The 17,904-nt window shown below is 66.8% G+C and carries 17 protein-coding genes and 2 pseudogenes; 4 read left to right on the top strand and 15 right to left on the bottom strand.

The window, feature by feature from the left end:
* Positions 1 to 2,354, top strand: a 2,354-nt coding sequence (locus M3498_10105; protein ID MDQ3459634.1) for an FAD-dependent monooxygenase, incomplete at its 5' end; no start/stop codon positions are given.
* 21 nt (positions 2,355 to 2,375) lie between these two features.
* On the opposite strand, the gene M3498_10100 is transcribed toward M3498_10105, so the two are convergent.
* Genes M3498_10100 through M3498_10075 form a run of 6 tightly spaced genes read right to left on the bottom strand, consistent with a single transcriptional unit; the run spans position 2,376 to position 9,212 of the window.
* Positions 2,376 to 2,972: a 3'-5' exonuclease gene (locus M3498_10100; GenBank protein MDQ3459633.1), complete on the bottom strand. Its 597-nt coding sequence runs from the start codon at positions 2,970 to 2,972 to the stop codon at positions 2,376 to 2,378.
* A 44-nt stretch (positions 2,973 to 3,016) separates the two neighbouring features.
* A complete protein-coding gene (locus M3498_10095; GenBank protein MDQ3459632.1) occupies positions 3,017 to 4,816 on the bottom strand; it encodes a DUF294 nucleotidyltransferase-like domain-containing protein in 1,800 nt (599 codons plus the stop codon).
* Positions 4,817 to 4,873: 57 nt separating this feature from the next.
* The gene (locus M3498_10090) at positions 4,874 to 5,299 is read right to left on the bottom strand and encodes a hypothetical protein (protein MDQ3459631.1); all 426 of its coding nucleotides are present in this window, start codon (positions 5,297 to 5,299) and stop codon (positions 4,874 to 4,876) included.
* 47 nt (positions 5,300 to 5,346) lie between these two features.
* The gene (locus M3498_10085; protein MDQ3459630.1) at positions 5,347 to 7,023 is read right to left on the bottom strand and encodes a cation acetate symporter; all 1,677 of its coding nucleotides are present in this window, start codon (positions 7,021 to 7,023) and stop codon (positions 5,347 to 5,349) included.
* A 3-nt stretch (positions 7,024 to 7,026) separates the two neighbouring features.
* Positions 7,027 to 7,302, bottom strand: a complete 276-nt coding sequence (locus M3498_10080; GenBank protein MDQ3459629.1) for a DUF4212 domain-containing protein — start codon at positions 7,300 to 7,302, stop codon at positions 7,027 to 7,029.
* 32 nt (positions 7,303 to 7,334) lie between these two features.
* On the bottom strand, positions 7,335 to 9,212 hold the full coding sequence (locus tag M3498_10075; GenBank protein ID MDQ3459628.1) for an acetate--CoA ligase: 1,878 nt from the start codon (positions 9,210 to 9,212) through the stop codon (positions 7,335 to 7,337).
* Positions 9,213 to 9,403: 191 nt separating this feature from the next.
* Between M3498_10075 and acs the strand changes: the two genes are divergently transcribed.
* Positions 9,404 to 11,347 (top strand): acetate--CoA ligase, encoded by a 1,944-nt coding sequence (gene acs / locus M3498_10070; protein ID MDQ3459627.1) that lies wholly within the window; start codon positions 9,404 to 9,406, stop codon positions 11,345 to 11,347.
* Here the strand turns inward: acs and M3498_10065 are convergent.
* The gene (locus M3498_10065; protein ID MDQ3459626.1) at positions 11,344 to 12,249 is read right to left on the bottom strand and encodes a DMT family transporter; all 906 of its coding nucleotides are present in this window, start codon (positions 12,247 to 12,249) and stop codon (positions 11,344 to 11,346) included. The two genes, acs and M3498_10065, sit on opposite strands and share 4 nt — an antisense overlap.
* Positions 12,250 to 12,308: 59 nt before the next feature.
* Between M3498_10065 and ispF the strand changes: the two genes are divergently transcribed.
* The gene (ispF, locus tag M3498_10060) at positions 12,309 to 12,785 is read left to right on the top strand and encodes a 2-C-methyl-D-erythritol 2,4-cyclodiphosphate synthase (protein MDQ3459625.1); all 477 of its coding nucleotides are present in this window, start codon (positions 12,309 to 12,311) and stop codon (positions 12,783 to 12,785) included.
* Between the two features lie 43 nt (positions 12,786 to 12,828).
* Complete coding sequence (locus tag M3498_10055) at positions 12,829 to 13,287, top strand: redoxin domain-containing protein (protein ID MDQ3459624.1); 459 nt, start codon at positions 12,829 to 12,831, stop codon at positions 13,285 to 13,287.
* A gap of 56 nt (positions 13,288 to 13,343) precedes the next feature.
* On the opposite strand, the gene M3498_10050 is transcribed toward M3498_10055, so the two are convergent.
* The 8 genes and pseudogenes from M3498_10050 to M3498_10015 all read right to left on the bottom strand — a co-directional run bounded on the left by M3498_10050 (position 13,344) and on the right by M3498_10015 (position 17,701).
* Entirely contained in the window at positions 13,344 to 13,850 is a 507-nt protein-coding gene (locus tag M3498_10050) for a hypothetical protein (GenBank protein MDQ3459623.1), read from the bottom strand.
* A 489-nt stretch (positions 13,851 to 14,339) separates the two neighbouring features.
* A pseudogene (locus M3498_10045) lies at positions 14,340 to 14,471 on the bottom strand (S-layer homology domain-containing protein).
* Positions 14,472 to 14,862: 391 nt separating this feature from the next.
* On the bottom strand, positions 14,863 to 15,177 hold the full coding sequence (locus tag M3498_10040) for a non-heme iron oxygenase ferredoxin subunit (protein MDQ3459622.1): 315 nt from the start codon (positions 15,175 to 15,177) through the stop codon (positions 14,863 to 14,865).
* A gap of 8 nt (positions 15,178 to 15,185) precedes the next feature.
* Complete coding sequence (gene sufD, locus M3498_10035) at positions 15,186 to 16,499, bottom strand: Fe-S cluster assembly protein SufD (protein MDQ3459621.1); 1,314 nt, start codon at positions 16,497 to 16,499, stop codon at positions 15,186 to 15,188.
* On the bottom strand, positions 16,496 to 16,960 hold the full coding sequence (locus tag M3498_10030) for an HIT family protein (protein MDQ3459620.1): 465 nt from the start codon (positions 16,958 to 16,960) through the stop codon (positions 16,496 to 16,498). The genes sufD and M3498_10030 overlap by 4 nt, the downstream gene beginning before the upstream one ends.
* A 7-nt stretch (positions 16,961 to 16,967) precedes the next feature.
* Positions 16,968 to 17,147 (bottom strand): type II toxin-antitoxin system RelE/ParE family toxin, encoded by a 180-nt coding sequence (locus M3498_10025; GenBank protein MDQ3459619.1) that lies wholly within the window; start codon positions 17,145 to 17,147, stop codon positions 16,968 to 16,970.
* A gap of 103 nt (positions 17,148 to 17,250) precedes the next feature.
* A complete protein-coding gene (locus M3498_10020) occupies positions 17,251 to 17,460 on the bottom strand; it encodes a hypothetical protein (GenBank protein MDQ3459618.1) in 210 nt (69 codons plus the stop codon).
* A gap of 43 nt (positions 17,461 to 17,503) precedes the next feature.
* Positions 17,504 to 17,701: pseudogene (locus M3498_10015) on the bottom strand (SufD family Fe-S cluster assembly protein).
* Positions 17,702 to 17,904: the final 203 nt, after the last annotated feature.

The raw sequence follows: 17,904 nt of genomic DNA, 5'->3' as shown, positions 1-17,904 counted from the left end.
CCGGCGGCCTCTACGCCGCCCTGCTCGTCAAGAAGGAATGGCCCGGACACGAGGTGGGCGTCTTCGAGCGCAACCGGGCGGACGACACCTTCGGCTTCGGCGTGGTCTTTTCCGACGAGACGCTGGGCCTCTTCCGCGACTACGACCGGCCCTCCTACCAGAGCATCCGCCGCGCCTTCAGCTACTGGGACGACGTGGACATCCACTACCAGGGCGAGGTCTTTCGGGTGGCCGGCAACGGCTTCGCGGGCTGCTCGAGGCAGGCGCTGCTCGCGCTCCTGCAGGCGCGCTGCGCCGAGCTCGGCGTGCGCCTCCACTTCGGCTGCGAGCTGGACCCCAGGAGGCTCGAGGGCCTGGGCAGTGACCTGGACAGTGACCTGATAATTGCCGCCGACGGCATCAACAGCCGTATCCGCGAGCGTTACCGCGATCACTTCGGCACCACCACCACCCTCGGCCGCAACCTGTTCAGCTGGCTGGGCTCGACGAAGGAACTGGGCGCCTTTAAGTACTTCTTCCGCATGACCCCCCGTGGCGTCGTGGTGGCGCACTGCTACGGGTACGAACCGGGGCGCAGCACCTGGGTCATCGAGATGTCCCCGGCGACCTGGCAGGGCCTGGGCTTCGCCGGGCTGGGCGAGGAGGCCTCGGCGCGGATGGTCGAAAGGATTTTCGAGGAGGAGCTGGAGGGCCACCCGCTGCTCACCAACCGCTCGCTCTGGCGCAGCTTTCCCACCGTCCAAAACGAGCGCTGGGTCAAGGACAATCTCGTCTTGCTGGGCGACGCCAAGGCCAGCGCCCACTACGCCATCGGCTCGGGCACCAAGCTGGCGATGGAGGACGCGGCGGCGCTCCTAGAGGCCCTGCGCGCGCACCCCGAAGACGTGCGGGCCGCCCTCCACCACTTCGAGGCTAGCCGGCGCGAGGAGGTCGGCAAGACCCAGCACGCCGCGGGCGTCTCGGCGGCCTGGTTCGAGAGCATGGGGCGCTACTGGGGCATGGCGCCCGAAAGGTTCGCCTTTGGGGTGATGTCGCGAAGCAAGCAGATTACCGTGGAGAACCTGCGGCTCCGTGACGCGAGCTTCACCGAGCGGGTCGAGGGCTGGTTCTTGGACGAGGTGCGGGGGCAGGGCTTCAGGGTGGCGCCGCGCACGCCGCCCATGTTTACGCCGTTCAAGCTCCGCGAGATGGTGCTCGACAACCGCGTCGTCGTCTCGCCGATGGCGCAGTACATGGCCGCGGACGGTATCCCGGGCGACTGGCACCTCATGCACTTGGGCAGCCGGGCGGTGGGCGGGGCGGGATTGGTCTTCACCGAGATGACCTGCGTCTCGGCGGGGGCGCGCATCAGCCCGGGCTGCACCGGGCTCTGGAACGGGGCGCAGCAAGATGCCTGGAGGCGCATCGTCGCCTTCATCCACGCCCACAGCCCCGCCAAGGTCTGCCTGCAACTCGGCCACGCCGGCCGCAAGGGCTCGACCCAGCTCGGCTGGGAGGAGAGCGACAGGCCGCTCAAGGAGGGCAACTGGCCCCTCTACGCCGCCTCGCCGCTTCCCTACTACCCCGAGAGCCAGGTGCCCACGGAGATGAGCCGGGCACACATGGACGAGGTGGTGGCGGATTTCGTCCGGGCGGCGCGCTACGGCGAGGCGGCGGGCTTCGACATGCTCGAGCTGCACATGGCCCACGGCTACCTGCTGGCCGGCTTCATCTCGCCCTTGACCAACCGGCGCAGCGACGGCTACGGCGGCGGCATAGCGGGGCGCATGCGCTTTCCGCTCGAGGTCTTTGCCGCGGTGCGCGCGCTCTGGCCGAGCGCCAAGCCGATGTCGGTGCGCCTGTCGGCGACCGACTGGTTCCCCGGCGGCCTCACCGACGAGGACCTGCTCGCCGCCGCGCGCCTGCTCAAGGAGGCGGGCTGCGACCTCATCGACCTCTCGACGGGCCAGACCGTCCCCGAGCAGACGCCCGTCTACGGCCGCATGTACCAGACGCCCTTCGCCGACAAGGTGCGGCGCGAAACGGGTATCGCCACCATGACGGTCGGCAACATCACCAGCGCCGACCAGGTGAACACCGTTCTGCTCCAGGGCCGCGCCGACCTCGTCGCCCTGGCGCGGCCGCACCTCAGCAACCCCCATTTCACCCTGCACGCGGCGGCCGAGTACGACTACCGCGCGCAGCCTTGGCCCAAGCCCTACCTTTCGGCCCAGCCCCAGGCCCACCGCTTGGCCCAGCAGGCCAGGGAGGAGTGGCGGGAGGGGCAGCTGGCCTTGCGGCCGCCGACCCACAGGGTAGACGCGGAGAAGACTGAGGAGGAGCCGGACGACCTCCGACACCCGGAAGAGGTCTGACCGCCAACGGTCGCGGGACGCTCACGAGAGGTCGCGCAGGCTCTGGGCCTCCAGCTTCTGGGCCAAGAGCAAAAAGAGCTCGGCGGTGGCGACGGCGTCCTCGAGCGCGTGGTGTTCGGGATGGGACGGCAGGCCGAAGTGAAGGCGCGCTTCCAACAGGTTGGTCGGCACCCCGTTCTCACCGGAAAGGTAGTAGCGCTGGCGGCGACCCAGACGCAGGAGCAGCCTGAGCGTGTCCACGACCTTGGGGCGCGGCCAGGGCCGGCCGTGCTTGCGGTAGGCGACGCGCAAGAAGGCCACGTCCAGCGGCGCGTGGTGGACGAGCAGGACCCCCTCGCGCAGGCGCTTGTCGATCTCGGGTAGAACCTCGGCAAGAAGGGGCGCCTGCGCGACCTCCTGCGGCAGGATGTGGTGAACCTTGAGGCTGGCCTCCGCCACCGCGCGCTTCGGGCGCAGCAGCGAGTAGTAGGCCTCGCCCAGCCTGACCGCTTCGTGGCGCACCGGCACCATGCCGACCGAGAGGACGGGGTCGGACTTCGCGCGCAAACCGCCGGTCTCGAGGTCGAGCGCCCAGAAGGTGAGCTCGCGCCAGGCGGGAGAGGACCAGGGAAGGTTCAAGGGCTATTGGCTCAAGGGCGGGTCAAGGGCGATCGGGTCAAGGGCTAGAGGAGTCGCTCGGCGTGAAAGTGGGCGAGCGTTCCCTCCTGCAGCCCGCGGATGAGAAAAAAGGCCTCCTTGAGATGGCGGCGCGACAGGGGCGAGAGGCTGTCGAGCGGGACCTTGTTGGTGGCGGGCCGACCGGCCCGCAGGGCCTCGAGCTGCGCGCCCAGGCGCAGGCCGCTCAGAAAGCGGAAGGCCTCGCTCAAGGTCTCGGCATCCGCCTCGCTGAGGCTTCCCGCAGAGGAGGCGGCCTCGAGACGGTCCAGGGTCGGGCGAGCCGGGCTCTTCGCCGCCAAGGCGTAGACCCGGGCCAGGCTGACGATGGGGACGATACCGCCCTTTTTCAGGTCCACCCCGCCCTCGGCCTCGCGTATCTGGCGGAAGAGGCCCAGGGGCGGGCGGAACTCCAAGGCGGTCCTGGCCAGGTGGGCGAGAAAGATACCTCTCTCGCCGGCTTCCCTGAGCACCTCCTCGAGGGCGTCCAAGGCCAGGGCGCCGTGGACGGCGCGGAAGTCGAAAAAGATGCTCGCCTCCAGCAGCGCCTGGGGCTCGGGACTGTGGACCCAGCCTGCAAAGCGCCGCCTCCACTCCTCGAGCGGGTCGTTCCAGCGCGTCGCCATGTAGCCCCCCGGACAGCGGGGAAAGCCGGCTTCGAGGAGGCCCTCGACCACCCGCCCGGCCAGCGCCTTCATGTAGCCCCGCGCCTCCGGGCTGTCCTCGCCGTAGACCAGCGCGTTGTCCTGGTCGGTCAGCAGGACCTGCTCGAGGCGGCCCTCCGAGCCGAGGACCAGCCAGGCGTAAGGGGTCGGCGGCGGACCGAGTTCCGCCTCCGCCAGTTCCAACAGGGTGCGGGTCAGCCGGTCGTTCAGGGTCGAGACCGCGCGGGCGACCCCCTCCACCGCCACCCCGCCCAGGGTCAGCGCCTCGACCATGCCCACCACTTCGCTCGCGTAGTTGCGCAGGCTGCCCGCGTCCTGGCTGCGCGCCACCCGGCGCAAGAGGGCGACCGGGCTGTGGGCGTAGTGCTCGAGCAGGCTGGTGTCGGTGACGACGCCGACGACCTCGCCGCCCGCTGTGAGCGGCAGGTGGTGAACGTTCTCCTCGAGCAGAAAGAGCAGCACCTCGACGAGCGAGACATCGGCGGGCAGGCTCTTGAGAGGAAAGCTCATCACCTCGCGGACGGGCGTTTCGGGGCCGAGCCCCTCGGCCATCACCCGATTGCGCAGATCGCGGTCGGTGACGATGCTCAGGGGTTCGGCCTCGACCAGAACCGAGGAGACGCCGTGCTCGCGCATGAGCTTAGCAGCCTCGCCCACCGTGGCCCCGGCAGCGATAAAGACCGGGCCGCGGCGGACGAGCGTGGCGGCGGGTACGGCCAGGTCGCCCATCAGGACACCGTTCTCGAGCCGCGCCGCGCCCTTCAGCCGCTCGCTCAAGCCCTTCATAAAGAAGTCGGCAAAGGCCGGATGCGCCTTGAGCCGGTGAAAGAGCTTGGCGGGCAGGCGGTAGACGAGCAGGTCCTCGGCCGCCACCACGTCGAGCGGCACCTCGCCGGTGAGGATGGAGGAGTAGCCGAACATCTCCCCCTCCTCGAGCACCTGCACCACCTGCCCGGCCTTCAAGAGCTGCACCGAGCCCTTGCGGATGAGGTAGAGGTAGGAAGAGCTTTTGCCGCCGCGCTCGAGGATGCGGGTGTTGGGCGCGACGTAGGTGGTCTCCAGAGACGTTTCGATCAGCCTGAACTCAGCCGCGCCGAGCCGGTCGAAGGGCGGCAGCGCCCGGATGTAACGTAAAGGTTCCACAGGCGTCCTCCGCAACTTGCCCGAACATTCTAGCGCAAGCAGTCGGCGGCAACTAGCTCAGGTTTTGGCCTGCTTGCCCCGGACCGGAACCTCCTCGAGCCGCACGATCAGCCCCGAGCCGAGCCAGGCCGCCAGGGCGAAGATGAGGTAGAGCGCCTGCTTTGGCTCGGCTCCCTGCAAGGTGAGCTGCAGGCCGAAGCCCAGGCCGAGCGCGGGAATGGTCAGCAGCAGGGTGCGGGCGACGCGCTCGAGGCCGGGCTTGGGCGCGAGCGGCCAGACGCGGGCGAAGGTCAGCCCCAGGCCCACCCCCAGGGTCGCGACCATGAGGATGGTCAGGAGGTCGCTGACGGTAGGAAAAGGAAAGGCCCAGAGATAGTGACCGGCGAGATAAAAGACAAAGAGAGCCGCCGACAGCCCGAGCGCCTTGCGCAGGACGTGGAGCCCCAGAATGGGCGGCACATGGACTTGCTTGCTCTTCTGCATCTGTTCTCCTCGAATGGGGCGGCGGCGCCCCATTCCCTAGCCCGTTTTTACTCCTCGTCCGTGACCAGTTTGGAGCCCTTGGGCACGCGGATGCTCTCGATCATCTCCTGGATGTGCGCGGGCGGCGGCGGCGTCGACCTCGAGACGGCGAAGGCGACGATGAAGTTGAGGACCATCCCCACCACGCCGATGCCCTGGGCGTTGATGCCCAGGAAGTTGCCTACCAGCGGCGCCTCGGTGCCGAGCACCAGATTCGAACGCTGCAAGACGATCATCACCATGGTGAAGATGAGGCCGGTAAGAATGCCGGCGATCGCCCCCTCTCTGTTCATCCGCTTGTCGAAGATGCCCAGGAGGATGACGGGAAAGAGGCTGGCCGCGGCGAGGCCGAAGGCAAAGGCGACCACCTCGGCGACGAAGCCGGGTGGCCTGATGCCAAGGTAGGCGGCGATCACCGCCGCGACCACGATGACGATGCGGCTCACCAGCAGGCGCTGCGCCTGGGTGGCGGTGGGCCGGAGGATGCGGTAGTAGATGTCGTGCGAGACCGAACTCGACATGGCGATCAGGAGGCCGTCCGCGGTCGAGAGCGCCGCCGCCAGACCGCCCGCCGCCACCAGGGCGATCACGAAGGGCGCCAGCTGCGCCACCTCGGGCGTGGACAAGACGATGATGTCGCGGTCGATGCGGACCTCGTTGAAATCGACGATGCCGTCGCCGTCGAGGTCCTGCAGGGTCAACAGGCCGGTGCGCTCCCAGCGGTCCACCCAGTTGATCTGGCGCACCTCCTCGATAGGTTGGCCGCTTAGGGTGTTGATCAGGTTGTACTTGGCGAAGACCGCGATGGCCGGCGCGGTGGTGTAGAGAAGCGAGATGAACAGCAGCGCCCAACCGGCTGACCAGCGCGCCGCCGACGCGCTCGGCACGGTATAGAAACGGACGATCACGTGGGGCAGGCCAGCCGTGCCCACCATCAGGGCCAGGGTGATGGTGAAGACCTGGATCATGGTGAAGTTCTGGAAGGGCGCGATGTACTCGGTCAGCCCCAGATCGACCTGGATGGCCGACAACCTTCCGGCGATGTCGGTAAAGGTCAGGGCGAGCTGCGGGATGGGGTTGCCGGTCAGCAGGTTGGCGATGGCGATGGCGGTGATCAGGTAGGCCGCGATGAGCACCGTGTACTGCGCGACCTGGGTATAGGTGATGGCCTTCATGCCGCCGACCACGCCGATAAAGGCCACCACGAAGAGCGCGACGATGATGCCGGTGGCGATGTCCACGCCCAAGTAGCGGCTCAAGACGATGCCCACCCCGCGCATCTGGCCCGAGATGTAGGTGAGCGAGATAAACAGCGTGGCGACGGCGGCGACGGCGCGCGCGGTGTTCGAGTAGTAGCGGTCGCCGATAAAGTCGGGCACGGTGTACTTGCCGTACTTGCGCAGGTAGGGCGCCAGGAGGAGCGCCAAGAGCACGTAGCCGCCGGTCCAGCCCATCAGGTAGACGGTGCCGTCGTAGCCCAAAAAGGCGATGAGTCCGGCCATCGAGATAAACGAGGCCGCGCTCATCCAGTCGGCGGCGGTGGCCATGCCGTTGGCCACCGCGGGCACGCCGCGCCCGGCGACGTAGAAGCCGCTGATGTCGGTCACGTGGGTGCGCCAGGCGATGACGCCGTACATGATCAGGGTCAAGATGATGAAGCTCCAGGTCCAGACTTCGACGCTCATCCCCTACTCCTCGAAGCCGTATTCGCGGTCGAGCGCGTTCATCCGCCAGGCGTAGACGAAGATAAGCACGACGAAGACGTAGATCGAGCCCTGCTGGGCGAACCAGAAGCCCAAGGGCAAGTTGCCTATCCTGAGCTGGTTGAGGGGTTCCGCCAAGATGATCCCAAAAAGAAACGACACCACGCCCCAGATCACCAGCAAGACGGTGATCAGCCTGATATTGGCCTTCCAGTAGAGGTCGGCGTGCCTTTGCGCCTGCGCTCGCTCCTGATCGCTCATGCCACTTCTCCTTTATCGTTTTATCTGGAGGTCTAGTCCTCGAGGGTCGAGAGGTCCCCCGGATCCTCTCCCAGCTCCTGAGCCTTGAGCAGGCGGCGCATGATCTTGCCGCTGCGCGTCTTGGGCAACTTGTCTACAAAGTTCACCTCCGCGGGCGTTGCAACCGGTCCGAGCACCTCCCGGACGTGATGGATCAGCTTGTCTCTGAGGTCGCCTCCGGCAAAGCTCTGACGAAGCACCACGAAGGCGACGATCGCCTCGCCCTTGATCTCGTCGGGCCTGCCCACCACGGCAGCTTCGGCGACGGCCTCGTGCGAGACCAAAGCCGACTCGACGTCGGCGCTGCCGATGCGGTGGCCGGCCACCTTGAGCACGTCGTCGGCTCGGCCCAGGACGCTGAAGCGCCCCTCCTCGTCCCTGACCGCCACGTCGCCGGTGAGATAGAAACCCGGCAGCTCGCGCCAGGCCGCCTCGTAGCGCTCGGGGTCGCCGTAGACGGTGCGGAGCATGTGCGGAAAGGGGCGGGTGAGGGCCAGCAGCCCACCCCGTCCCGGCGGCAAGACCTCGCCCGTGTCGGAGACGACCTCGGCCTCGACGCCGGGCAGCGGACGCCCTACGAAGCCGGGTCGGCACGCCTGGACGGCCAGGGTACCGAGCGTCGGGCCGCCCAATTCGGTCTGCCACCAGTTGTCCATCACCCAGCCGTGGTCGCCCGCGAGGTGCCGCTGCGCCCAGCGGAAGGCCTCGGGGTTGAGGGGTTCGCCGGCAACAGCCAGGACGCGCAGGCGGCTCAGGTCGTGCCGGGCCGGATACGCTTCGCCAAAGCGCATCCACATGCGGACCGCGGTGGGCGCGGTAAGCAGAGCCGTCACACCGTAGCTCTGGACGATCTCCCAGGCGACGCCGGGGTGCGGCGTGTCGGGCGCGCCCTCGCGGAAGAGGGTGGTGATAGCGCCCAGAAGCGGCGCGTAGGTGATGTAGGAGTGGCCGACCACCCAGCCGATGTCGCTCATGCACCAGAAGACGTCGTCACCCCTTAAGTCGTAGAAGGTCTTCAGGTGGTAGTGCGTGCCCACCATGTAGCCGCCGTGGACGTGCACCACCCCCTTGGGCTTGCCGGTCGTGCCGGAGGTGTAGAGGATGAAGAGCGGGTGCTCGGCGTCCACCATCTCGGCTTCGGCCTCGGGGTGCTCGAGCAGGCGCTCGAAGGCGACCCCCCTGGGACCAAGCGGCCCCTGCGACTGGCGCCTGAACATCACCACGTGCTCGACAAAGGAGAGCGGCGCTACCGCATTGTCCACGATGGTTTTGAGATCGACGGCCTTGCCGCGGCGGTAGCCCACGTCGCCGGCGATGACCACCTTGGCCCCGGCGTCCTCGATGCGCGCCCTCAAGGCCCCCGCCGCGAAGCCCGCGTAGACCACGCTGTGAACGGCGCCCAAGCGGGCGCAGGCCAGCATCGAGGCGACCCCTTCGATGGTCAGCGGCATGTAGATGACCACCCTGTCGCCCTTGCCGACTCCGAGCGACCTCAGTCCACCCGCGAGGCGGCCCACGAGGCTCAAGAGCTCGCGGTAGCTTATCGTCCTCTCGCTGCCGTCCTCGCCGAGCCAGATGTAGGCGGTCTTGTCGCCCAGCCCTGCCGCGACGTGACGGTCGAGGGCGTTGACGGTGATGTTGGTGGTCGCACCCAAAAACCAGCGGTGGTGGACGCCATCGAAAGCCAAGACGCGCTCCCAGGGGCGGTCCCACCACAGGCCCCGGGCCTGCTCGGCCCAGAAAGCCTCGTTATCCTGGACCGAGCGGCGCCACACGGCTGCATAAGCTTGCAGCCGGGCTCCCTCCGCCACCGATAGGGGCGGCTGGACCGTCTCCCGCTCCACTAACAGCGCCTCGATACTTTCGGCCATCGTGCCTTTCCAGTGCCCAAGCCGGACGTCGCCATGTCATAGACGTTTGTGCTCTAAACCTGCGCGCTAAACCATCTACATCATCATGTGCCTGGACGAAGGCGAAGAGGATGAAAAAATTTACACCCGCCACGGGCCGCGTCCGGGCGTGATAGACTCGAGGGTCGAAAGAGATATCCCGAGGAGGCGCCATGTCCGAACGGATCGAATCGGTTTTGCAGGAGGGACGGCGTTTCAGCCCCCCGGAAAGCTTCAGGGCTAAAGCCCGCCTCTCCGACCGGGCCGAGTACGACCGGCTCTACCGTCAGTCTTTAGACGACCCCGACCGCTTCTGGTCGGACGTCGCCGGCGAGCTGCACTGGTTTACGCCCTGGCGGCGGGTCAGGGAGTGGAACGAGCCCTTCGTCAAGTGGTTCGTGGGCGGCGAGACCAACCTCGCCTACAACTGCTTGGACCGCCACCTCGAGGCCGGTAAGGGCGACAAGCCCGCGATTGTCTGGGAGGGCGAGCCGGGCGACGAACGCGTCCTGACCTATAAGGACCTGCACCGCGAGGTCGCCAGGTTCGCCAACGTCCTAAAGGCGCGGGGCCTAGGCAAGGGCGACCGCGTCGCCATCTACCTGCCGATGATCCCCGAGGCGGCCGTGGCCATGCTGGCCTGCGCCCGCATCGGCGCGACGCACTCGGTCGTCTTCGGCGGTTTCAGCGCCTCGGCGCTGGCCGACCGCATCAACGACGCCCGCGCCAAGGCCGTGATCACCGCCGACGGCGGCTACCGGCGCGGCGCGGTCTTTCCCCTAAAGCCCGCGGTAGACGAGGCGCTCGAGCACTGTCCGAGCATCGACACGGTCGTGGTGGTCACGCGTGGCGGCAACGATGTCGCCATGAAGCCCGGCCGCGACCTCTGGTACCACGAGGCGGTGGCGGCAGCCTCGGCCGACTGTCCCGCCGAGCCCTTAGGCGCCGAGCACCCGCTCTTCATCCTCCACACCTCGGGCTCGACCGGCAAGCCCAAGGGGGTCCTCCACAGCACCGCCGGCTACAGCGTCTACACCTACCTGACCAGCCGCTACATCTTCGACATGCAAGACGAGGACGTGTTCTGGTGCACCGCCGACGTGGGCTGGATCACCGGCCACTCCTACATCGTCTACGGCCCCTTGCAAAACGGCGCCACCGTGCTGATGTACGAGGGCGTGCCCAACCATCCCGGGCCCGACCGCTTCTGGCGGCTCATCGACAAGTACAAGGTGACCATCTTCTACACCGCCCCGACCGCGATCCGCGCCTTTATGAAGTGGGGCGAGAAGTGGCCGCGGGGGCACGACCTGACGAGCCTGCGCCTTTTAGGCACCGTCGGCGAGCCCATCAACCCCGAGGCCTGGATGTGGTACCACCGCCACATCGGCGGCGAAGGCTGTCCCATCGTCGACACCTGGTGGCAGACCGAGACGGGCGGCATCATGATCACGACGCTCCCCGGCGTCCACGACGCCAAACCGGGCTCGGCCGGCCTGCCCTTTTTCGGCGTCGAGCCCGCCGTGGTGGACGTGGACGGCAACGTTCAAGCCGAGGGCGATGGCGGCTACCTGGTCATCAAGCGTCCCTGGCCCAGCATGCTGCGCACCGTCTACGGCGACGACGACCGCTACCGCGCCCAGTACTGGTCGGAGATCCCCCACGTCTACTTCGCCGGCGACGGCGCGCGCAAGGACTCGGACGGCTACTACTGGATCATGGGCCGGGTCGACGACGTGGTCAACGTCTCCGGCCACCGGCTGGGCACCATGGAGGTCGAGTCGGCGCTGGTCTCGCACGAGGCCGTCGCCGAGGCCGCCGTGGTGGGCAGGCCCGACGAGACCAAGGGCCAGTCGATCGTCGCCTTCGTGACCCTAGAGGGCGACCGCGAGGGCTCCGACGAGCTGCGCCGCGCGCTCAGGGACCACGTCACCAAGGAGATCGGCGCGATCGCTCGACCCGACGAGATCCGCTTCGCCGACGCCCTGCCCAAGACGCGCAGCGGCAAGATCATGCGCCGCCTCCTGCGCAGCGTGGCGCTGGGCGAGGAGGCCGGCGGCGACATCAGCACCCTGGAGGACAAGAGCGTCGTCGAAAAGCTGATGCGGCCGGACTAATCCCCTGTTCCCCCGCCCTCACGAGCACCCCCCTTGTGAAGGGGGGCCGGGGGGATTTCCGGTGTGCGGTAGCGCCGCCACCTGAACTCGGCGGCGACCATCGCCAGGACGACGAGCGCGCCGCCCAGCCAGCCCTGCGCCGACAGCGTCTCGGCCAGGAGCAGGTAGGCAAAGAGCGCGGCGAAGACGGGCTCGAGCGCGAAGATCAGGGCGGCGGCGTAGGCGGGCACCACCCGCTGGGCCAGGGTCTGCAGCCAGGTGCTCAAGGCGGTGGCAAAGGCGGCCAGGTAGGCAATGGCGAGCAGCGCGCTGGGTTTGGTGCTGGCAACATCGCCCAGCTCCGGCAGCGCCCACAGCCAGCAGAGGACCGTCACCGGCCAGAGCTGCATGGCGCTCAGGACCAGGGGGTGGTGCTGACGGGTCACCTCGCCCAGATAGATGATGTAGAGCGCGTAAAAGAAGGCCGTCCCCAGGACCCAGAGGTCGCCCGCGTTCAGCCCCGCCTCGTCGCCGAGCGTGAGCAGGCCGAGGCCCGCGACCGCCAAGGCGGCGCCGACAAAACCCCGCGGAGGGATACGCTGGCGAAACCACAAGGCGCCCAGGATAGGCGTGAGGATGACGCTGAGGCCGGTGATAAAGGCCGCCTTCGAGGCCGTGGTCAGGGTGAGCCCCAGCGTCTGGGTGCTGAAGCCCGCGAAGAGCAGCAGCCCGAGGACGAGGCTGGGCACAAGCGTCTTGCGCGCCGGCCTGACCCAGCCCAGGAGCAGGCTCGCCAGGCTGAAGCGCAGGGCCAAGAGCAGCGGCACCGAGACGGTGGCGACGGTTTCCTTGACGACCGCGAAGGTCGTGCCCCAGATGAGGGTGACGAGGACGAGCGAAAGGACGCTGAGGGCCGGCGACATGAGCCCGATTCTGGCACGGCCGGCCTCCTGGCGGCCCCGGCCAAAGTACAATCGAGGCTATGACCTACCGCATCGGCTACGGCGAGGACGCCCACCGCCTGGAGCCCGGCCTGCCCCTGGTGATCGGCGGCCTGCTTGTCGAAGGAAGCCCCCACGGCGCCGTCGCCCACAGCGACGGCGACGTACTCCTGCACGCGCTCGCCGACGCGCTGCTCGCGGCCGTGGCGCTCGGCGACATCGGCGACTACTTTCCGCCCACCGACCCGCGATTCGAGGGGATGGACAGCGCCGACATCCTGCGGGGCGTCCTGACGACCCTGCATGAACGTCACCAGCACGCCAAGATCGTCAACGTCGCCCTGGTGGTGACCCTCGACCGGCCCAAGCTGGGGCCGCAGCGGCAGCCCATCCAGGAGCGCGTGGCCGCGCTCCTGGGCCTCACGCCCCAGCAGGTCGGCCTGGGCTTCAAGACGAGCGAGGGGCTGGCGCCCGAGCACGTCCAGGCCAGGGCGACCGTTCTGCTAAGCTGTCCCTAGCACCTCGCCTCGAGCCACCACTCGAGCCACCAGGGAGGAACGCATGAGTTTATCCACCGGTCAAGACGCCCCCGACTTCAGCCTCGAGTCGACCCTGGACAAGAAGGTCAGTCTGGCCGACTTCAGGGGCAAGAAGCACGTGGTGTTGGCCTTCTACCCGCTCGACTTCTCGCCGACCTGCAGCATGCAGTTGCCCGAGTACTCGGCCAACCGTAAGAGCATCGAGGCCTTGGGCGCGGTCATCTTGGGCGTCAACCGCGACAGCGTCTACACCCACAAGGCCTGGGCGCGCGAGTTCGGCATCGACATCCCGCTCCTGGCCGACATGACCAACGAGGTCGCCCGCGCCTACGGCGTCTACAGCGAGGGCACGGGCAAGAACGGCCGCGCCGTCTTCATCATCGACAAGGGCGGCAAGCTCCGTCACCAGCACGTCGAGAAGCAGTCCGGCGACTTCACCATGCACGCCAGCGACATCTTGGGCAGGCTCGAGAGCTTGTAGCCCTAAAAGACCCCCTCGAGCGTGCTCGAGGGGGGTCTTTACAGCTTGCTTGCAGCTTAGGGGCGGATGAGCAGACCGACGGCCGCCGAGGGATAGATGGGGTCGATGCCGGCCGGCAACACCCCTCCTGTCAACTCGGGGAGGTAGTAAGAAATGCCGCCTTCGGCGAAGAGGCCCAAGCCGAAGAGCGAGAAGTCAAGACCCAAACGGGCCTCGGCGAAGGGGCTCTCGAAGCCGAAGCCGGGGTCGAGCTGGAACTGGTAACCGCCACCCAGCGCCAGGTAGATGTCGAAAGCCGAGCCAGCGGGCAGCGGGCTGTAGGTGAGCATGCCCGCGACGGCTAAGTTGCCGGTGAAGTTGCCGTCGTCGAAGACGGGGCCGAAGCGGCCGTAGTCGGCGCTGACGCGGAAGCCAAGGCCGCCGATGACGTCGTCGACGCCGGCGATCGCACGGACGCCGAAGCGGCCGATGTCGATCACTTCTTCGGGACTCTGGACCTCGTAGAAGCTGCCCACGCCGAAGTAGACGGGACCGCGGGCCGGGGTGACGGGCGGAAGCGCCAAGGCGGGATCGACAGCGGGATCGACGGGATCGACCGGCTCTTCGACCGCCGGGGGCGTTACGGGCGGGGCGGGAGGAGCGACTTCAGCCGCGGGTCCGGGGGGACCTTCGGGGCCGGGAGGGCCGGCGGGGCCTTCGGGTCCGGGAGGGCCGGCGGGGCCTTCGGGTCCGGGAGGACCGGCGACGGGCTCGGCCATCATGGCGCGCACCGCCTCGAGCTCGGCGGAGAGTTCGTCGACGCGAAGCTGCAACGCCTCGACCTCGGAGCGGTCAGCCTTCTGGTCGAGCATGTTCATGAGGCTTTCCATGTCGATGCCCAGGTCGCCGAACTGGAGGCTCAGCTCGTCTACGGCGCGGCGCAAGGTATCGATTTCGTCCGTGGTCATGGCCATCATGTCCATGTAGTTGATGATGCGGGCGATGACCACGGCCGCCTCGTAGCGGGTGAAGCCGGCGACGCCGTCGAAGGTGCCGTCGGGGCGACCGACGATGATACCGGCGCGCACCGCGATGTCGATGGCCTCCGAGGCCCAGTGGCCGGGGGGCACGTCGGCAAAGCTGGCCGGCGCCGCTTGCTCCGCACCTACCGGGGTCCCCGTCGGCTGCTGCTCGGCAAAGGCCATGCCCGACAGGAGCATGCCGAAGAGCAGGCTCATGACTAGACGGGAAGCAGAGCGAGAGTGAGATCGTCTCATCTTGGTTGTTACCTCCTTGTGGACGCTGCAAGCTGCTTGCAGCGTGATTCCAAGTTTTCTCGAGCAGGCCAAGCTTGCCCTGGCGCTCTCAAAAACTATCATCCCAGTATTACGAGGTGACCTCGAAGAAAATGGGGTACAAGCCACACAGGGCTCGAGATCGCGGGCAAAACAGGAGGGCGAAGACGCCTCAAGGGACGCGCGTTGGTCCTTTGTGAAAAAGACAACAGAGCAGGAGCGCCGCGGGTGGGGCGCTCGAGCGGGGGCAGGACCGGCACGTGCTTATGATGCCGTCGAGGCATCTGTCCAGAAACGCCATCTAGGCTTCCTGGTAGTGGACGTAGACCTTGTCGTCCTCGACCTCGGTGGTGTAGAGGCGGACCTTCTTGACGGCGGGCATGGTGGGCCGGCCGGTCTTTAGGTCGAACTTGGCGCCGTGGCGAGTGCACTTGACCGCGCCGTCTAAGAGCTCACCGTCGTGGAGGATGCCGCCGTCGTGGGTGCAGCGGTCCTCCATGGCATAAAAGGCGCCGCCCTGACGGATCACCAGCACCTCGCGGCCGTTCACCTTGGCGGCGCGCATGCTGTCCTCGGCAAAGTCCGCGACCGCGCCGACAAAGACCTTGCCCGTCATTACGGCCACTAGAGCCTCTCCTTGGCGCCCGGCACGCCCAGCTTGGCCTGGACCACGCGCTCGACGTACTCGGCCACCTTGGGCAGGGTCACGCGGCTGGTGACCTCGTGCAAAAAGCCCGTCACCAGCACGTGCTCGGCGACTTCGGGAGGCATGCCGCGGCTCATCAGGTAGAAGCGCTGGTCCTCGGGCACCGGCGAGGTGGTCGAGCCATGCGAGCATCTGACGTCGTTGGCGCCGATCTCGAGCTGGGGGATCGAGACCGCCTCGGAGTCGGCGTCCAAGAGCAGGTTGCGGTTGGTCTGGTAGGCGTCGGTCTTCTGCGCGCCCTCGTCGACCAGAATGATGCCCGAATAGACCGCGGTAGAAGCGTCCCTGAGGGCGCCCTTGAAGAGCAGGTCGCTGTGGGCGTGGTCGGCGGCGTGGTGCTGGAGGGTGTACTGGTTGTAGTGCTGGCCCCTGTCGCCGAAGTAGAGGCCGAGCATCTCGCTGTCGGCGCCGGGACCCGCCAGCACGCACTCGACCTCGGCGCGGGCGGCGTCGGCGCCCAGGCTCACCGACAAGGACTCGAGCCGGCTGTTACGGTCCAGACGCGCGCGGATCTTGCCCACGTGCGCGACCGTCCGGCTCCAGTTCTGCAAGGAGACGTAGCGCAGTCTGGCGCCGTCTCTCAAGACGAGCTCGGTCGCGCCGGAGACGAAGAGGCGCTCGCCGAACTCCTCGCTGCTGTACTCGTCGATGTAGGTGACGCTGGCGTTGGCCTCGACGACGACCAAGGTGCGCGGCGAGGTGACGCCGCCACCGTCGGCGGTCTTAAAGGCGCCCAAGGGAAAGGCGACCTCGACGCCCTTGGGCACGTAGACGAAGCTGCCGTTTTCCCAGAGGGCCGAGTTGAGCGCGGTGTACTTCGACTGCGGCGCGTTGATGACGCTGTAGAGGTGCTCGCGCACGAGGTCTTCGTGCTCGCGGAGGGCCGTGCGCAGGTCGGTGAAGATGACGCCCTTTTCAGTGATCTTGCTGTCGCGGAAGATGACCTCGCCCCCCTTGTGGACGAGGACGCCCTCGGCGTCCGAGTTGGTGATGCGCTTAGCAATGCGCTCCGGCACCTCGCGGCTCTTGGGCGCCTGAACCAGGCCCAAGCCGTCGAGCGAAAAGCGCCCCAACTGGGTGTAGCGCCAGACCTCGTCGCGGTTCGTCGGAAAGGGCATGGCCTCAAAGGTGCGCAGGGCGGCGCGGCGCTCTTCGGCCAGCCACTGAGGCTCGTCGTACTTCTTGACAATCGCCTCGACGGCGTCGAGGGACAAATCGGCAGTCACACTCATAAAGTTTCCTTTCCCGATTGGCATAGCAGTTCCTGCAGTTTTACGGCGATTTCGTTGCGTTTTTCTAGCGGCACGATCTGATCTTCGGGAACGCCGAGGTAGTCAAAGACCCTTGGCCCTTTTTTATCCTCCGGGATGTCTGCCATGCGCGGAATCACATGAAGGTGCACATGTGGGTGTTCAGGACTTTCGGCAAACAGGACCGTGTAGGTTTTGATAGCGCCTGTGACCTCTTGCAGCGCCCTCGAGACCCGGTGCAACAGCGGCCCGAAACTCAGCGCTTCCGCTTCGGAAAGCTCCGCAAAACTCACTACGTGCCGCATGGAAACGATCACCAACCACCCCGGCAACGAAGTATTGAAGGCGTGAACGACGCGCCAGTGTGCATCTTCGTAGATGCGTTCACAGCGCGGCCCTTGGTGCCGGTTGGCGGTGAGTTCGCAAGTTACGCAGGTTTTCACGGTGTTCCTACCTATAGGCTTCGCGGCGGTGGGCGACTCGAAAGATGGTGATCATCGTCTCGGCAGTGCTCACCTCAAAGATGATGCGGTAGTCCCCCACGCGCATTCGTCTCGCCCTCTCGCCCTTAAGCTGAACCGAACCGTGCTTAAAGGGGTCGGCTCGCAAAGCTTCAATAGCGGTGAGCATGCGAGGCTGAAGCGATTTGTCAAGCGCTCCCAGCTCTTTGGCGGCCTTTGAAAGCGCACCTAGTAGCTCACGGGGTAGCTCACGGGGTAGCTCACGGGGTAGCTCACAGGCCAAGGCGCGCTTTCATCTCCTCGAGGGACACATATCCCTCCGGCTCTGCTCGCCGTTGGCGGACAATTTCGGCGTCTTGAAGATCAAGGAGGCTATGGAGCAGCTCTTCATACTCCTCGAGGGTTAACAGCACATGCGTCCGGTTGCCCTCAGCATCGGTGAGATACTGGTGGTTGTCGGGGGTTTCTAGCGTATCTGCCATAAAAAACCTCGGGGTGCTCGGATTTCCAAGCACCCCGCTAAAGTTAGCCTACGCTCCCTTCCATCTCGAGCTCGATCAGTCGGTTCAGCTCGACCGCGTACTCTAAGGGCAGTTCCTTGGCGACGGGCTCCAAGAAGCCGCGGACGATCAGCGCCGCCGCCTCGGCCTCTTCCAGGCCGCGCGACTGCAGATAGAAGATCTGCTCGTCGTTCAGCTTGGACACGCTGGCCTCGTGGCCAACGTAGGCGGTCTTCTCGTTGATAGCGCAGGGCGGCGCGGCGCTCTTCGGCCAGCCACTGGGGCTCACCGTCTTTTTGGATGATCGCTTCGGCACTCTCTTCAAAGAGAAGCGGGTTAGCTGTCAATGTTTCCATGTTTCTCCTTCACAATGTTGCTCCTTCACAATCAGTCATCCCAGTAATTAGGCGCTCGGCTGGTATGGGC

Source organism: Deinococcota bacterium (genome assembly GCA_030858465.1).
Classification (GTDB): Bacteria; Deinococcota; Deinococci; order Deinococcales; family Trueperaceae; genus JALZLY01.
This window is presented reverse-complemented; position numbering and strand designations above follow the sequence as displayed.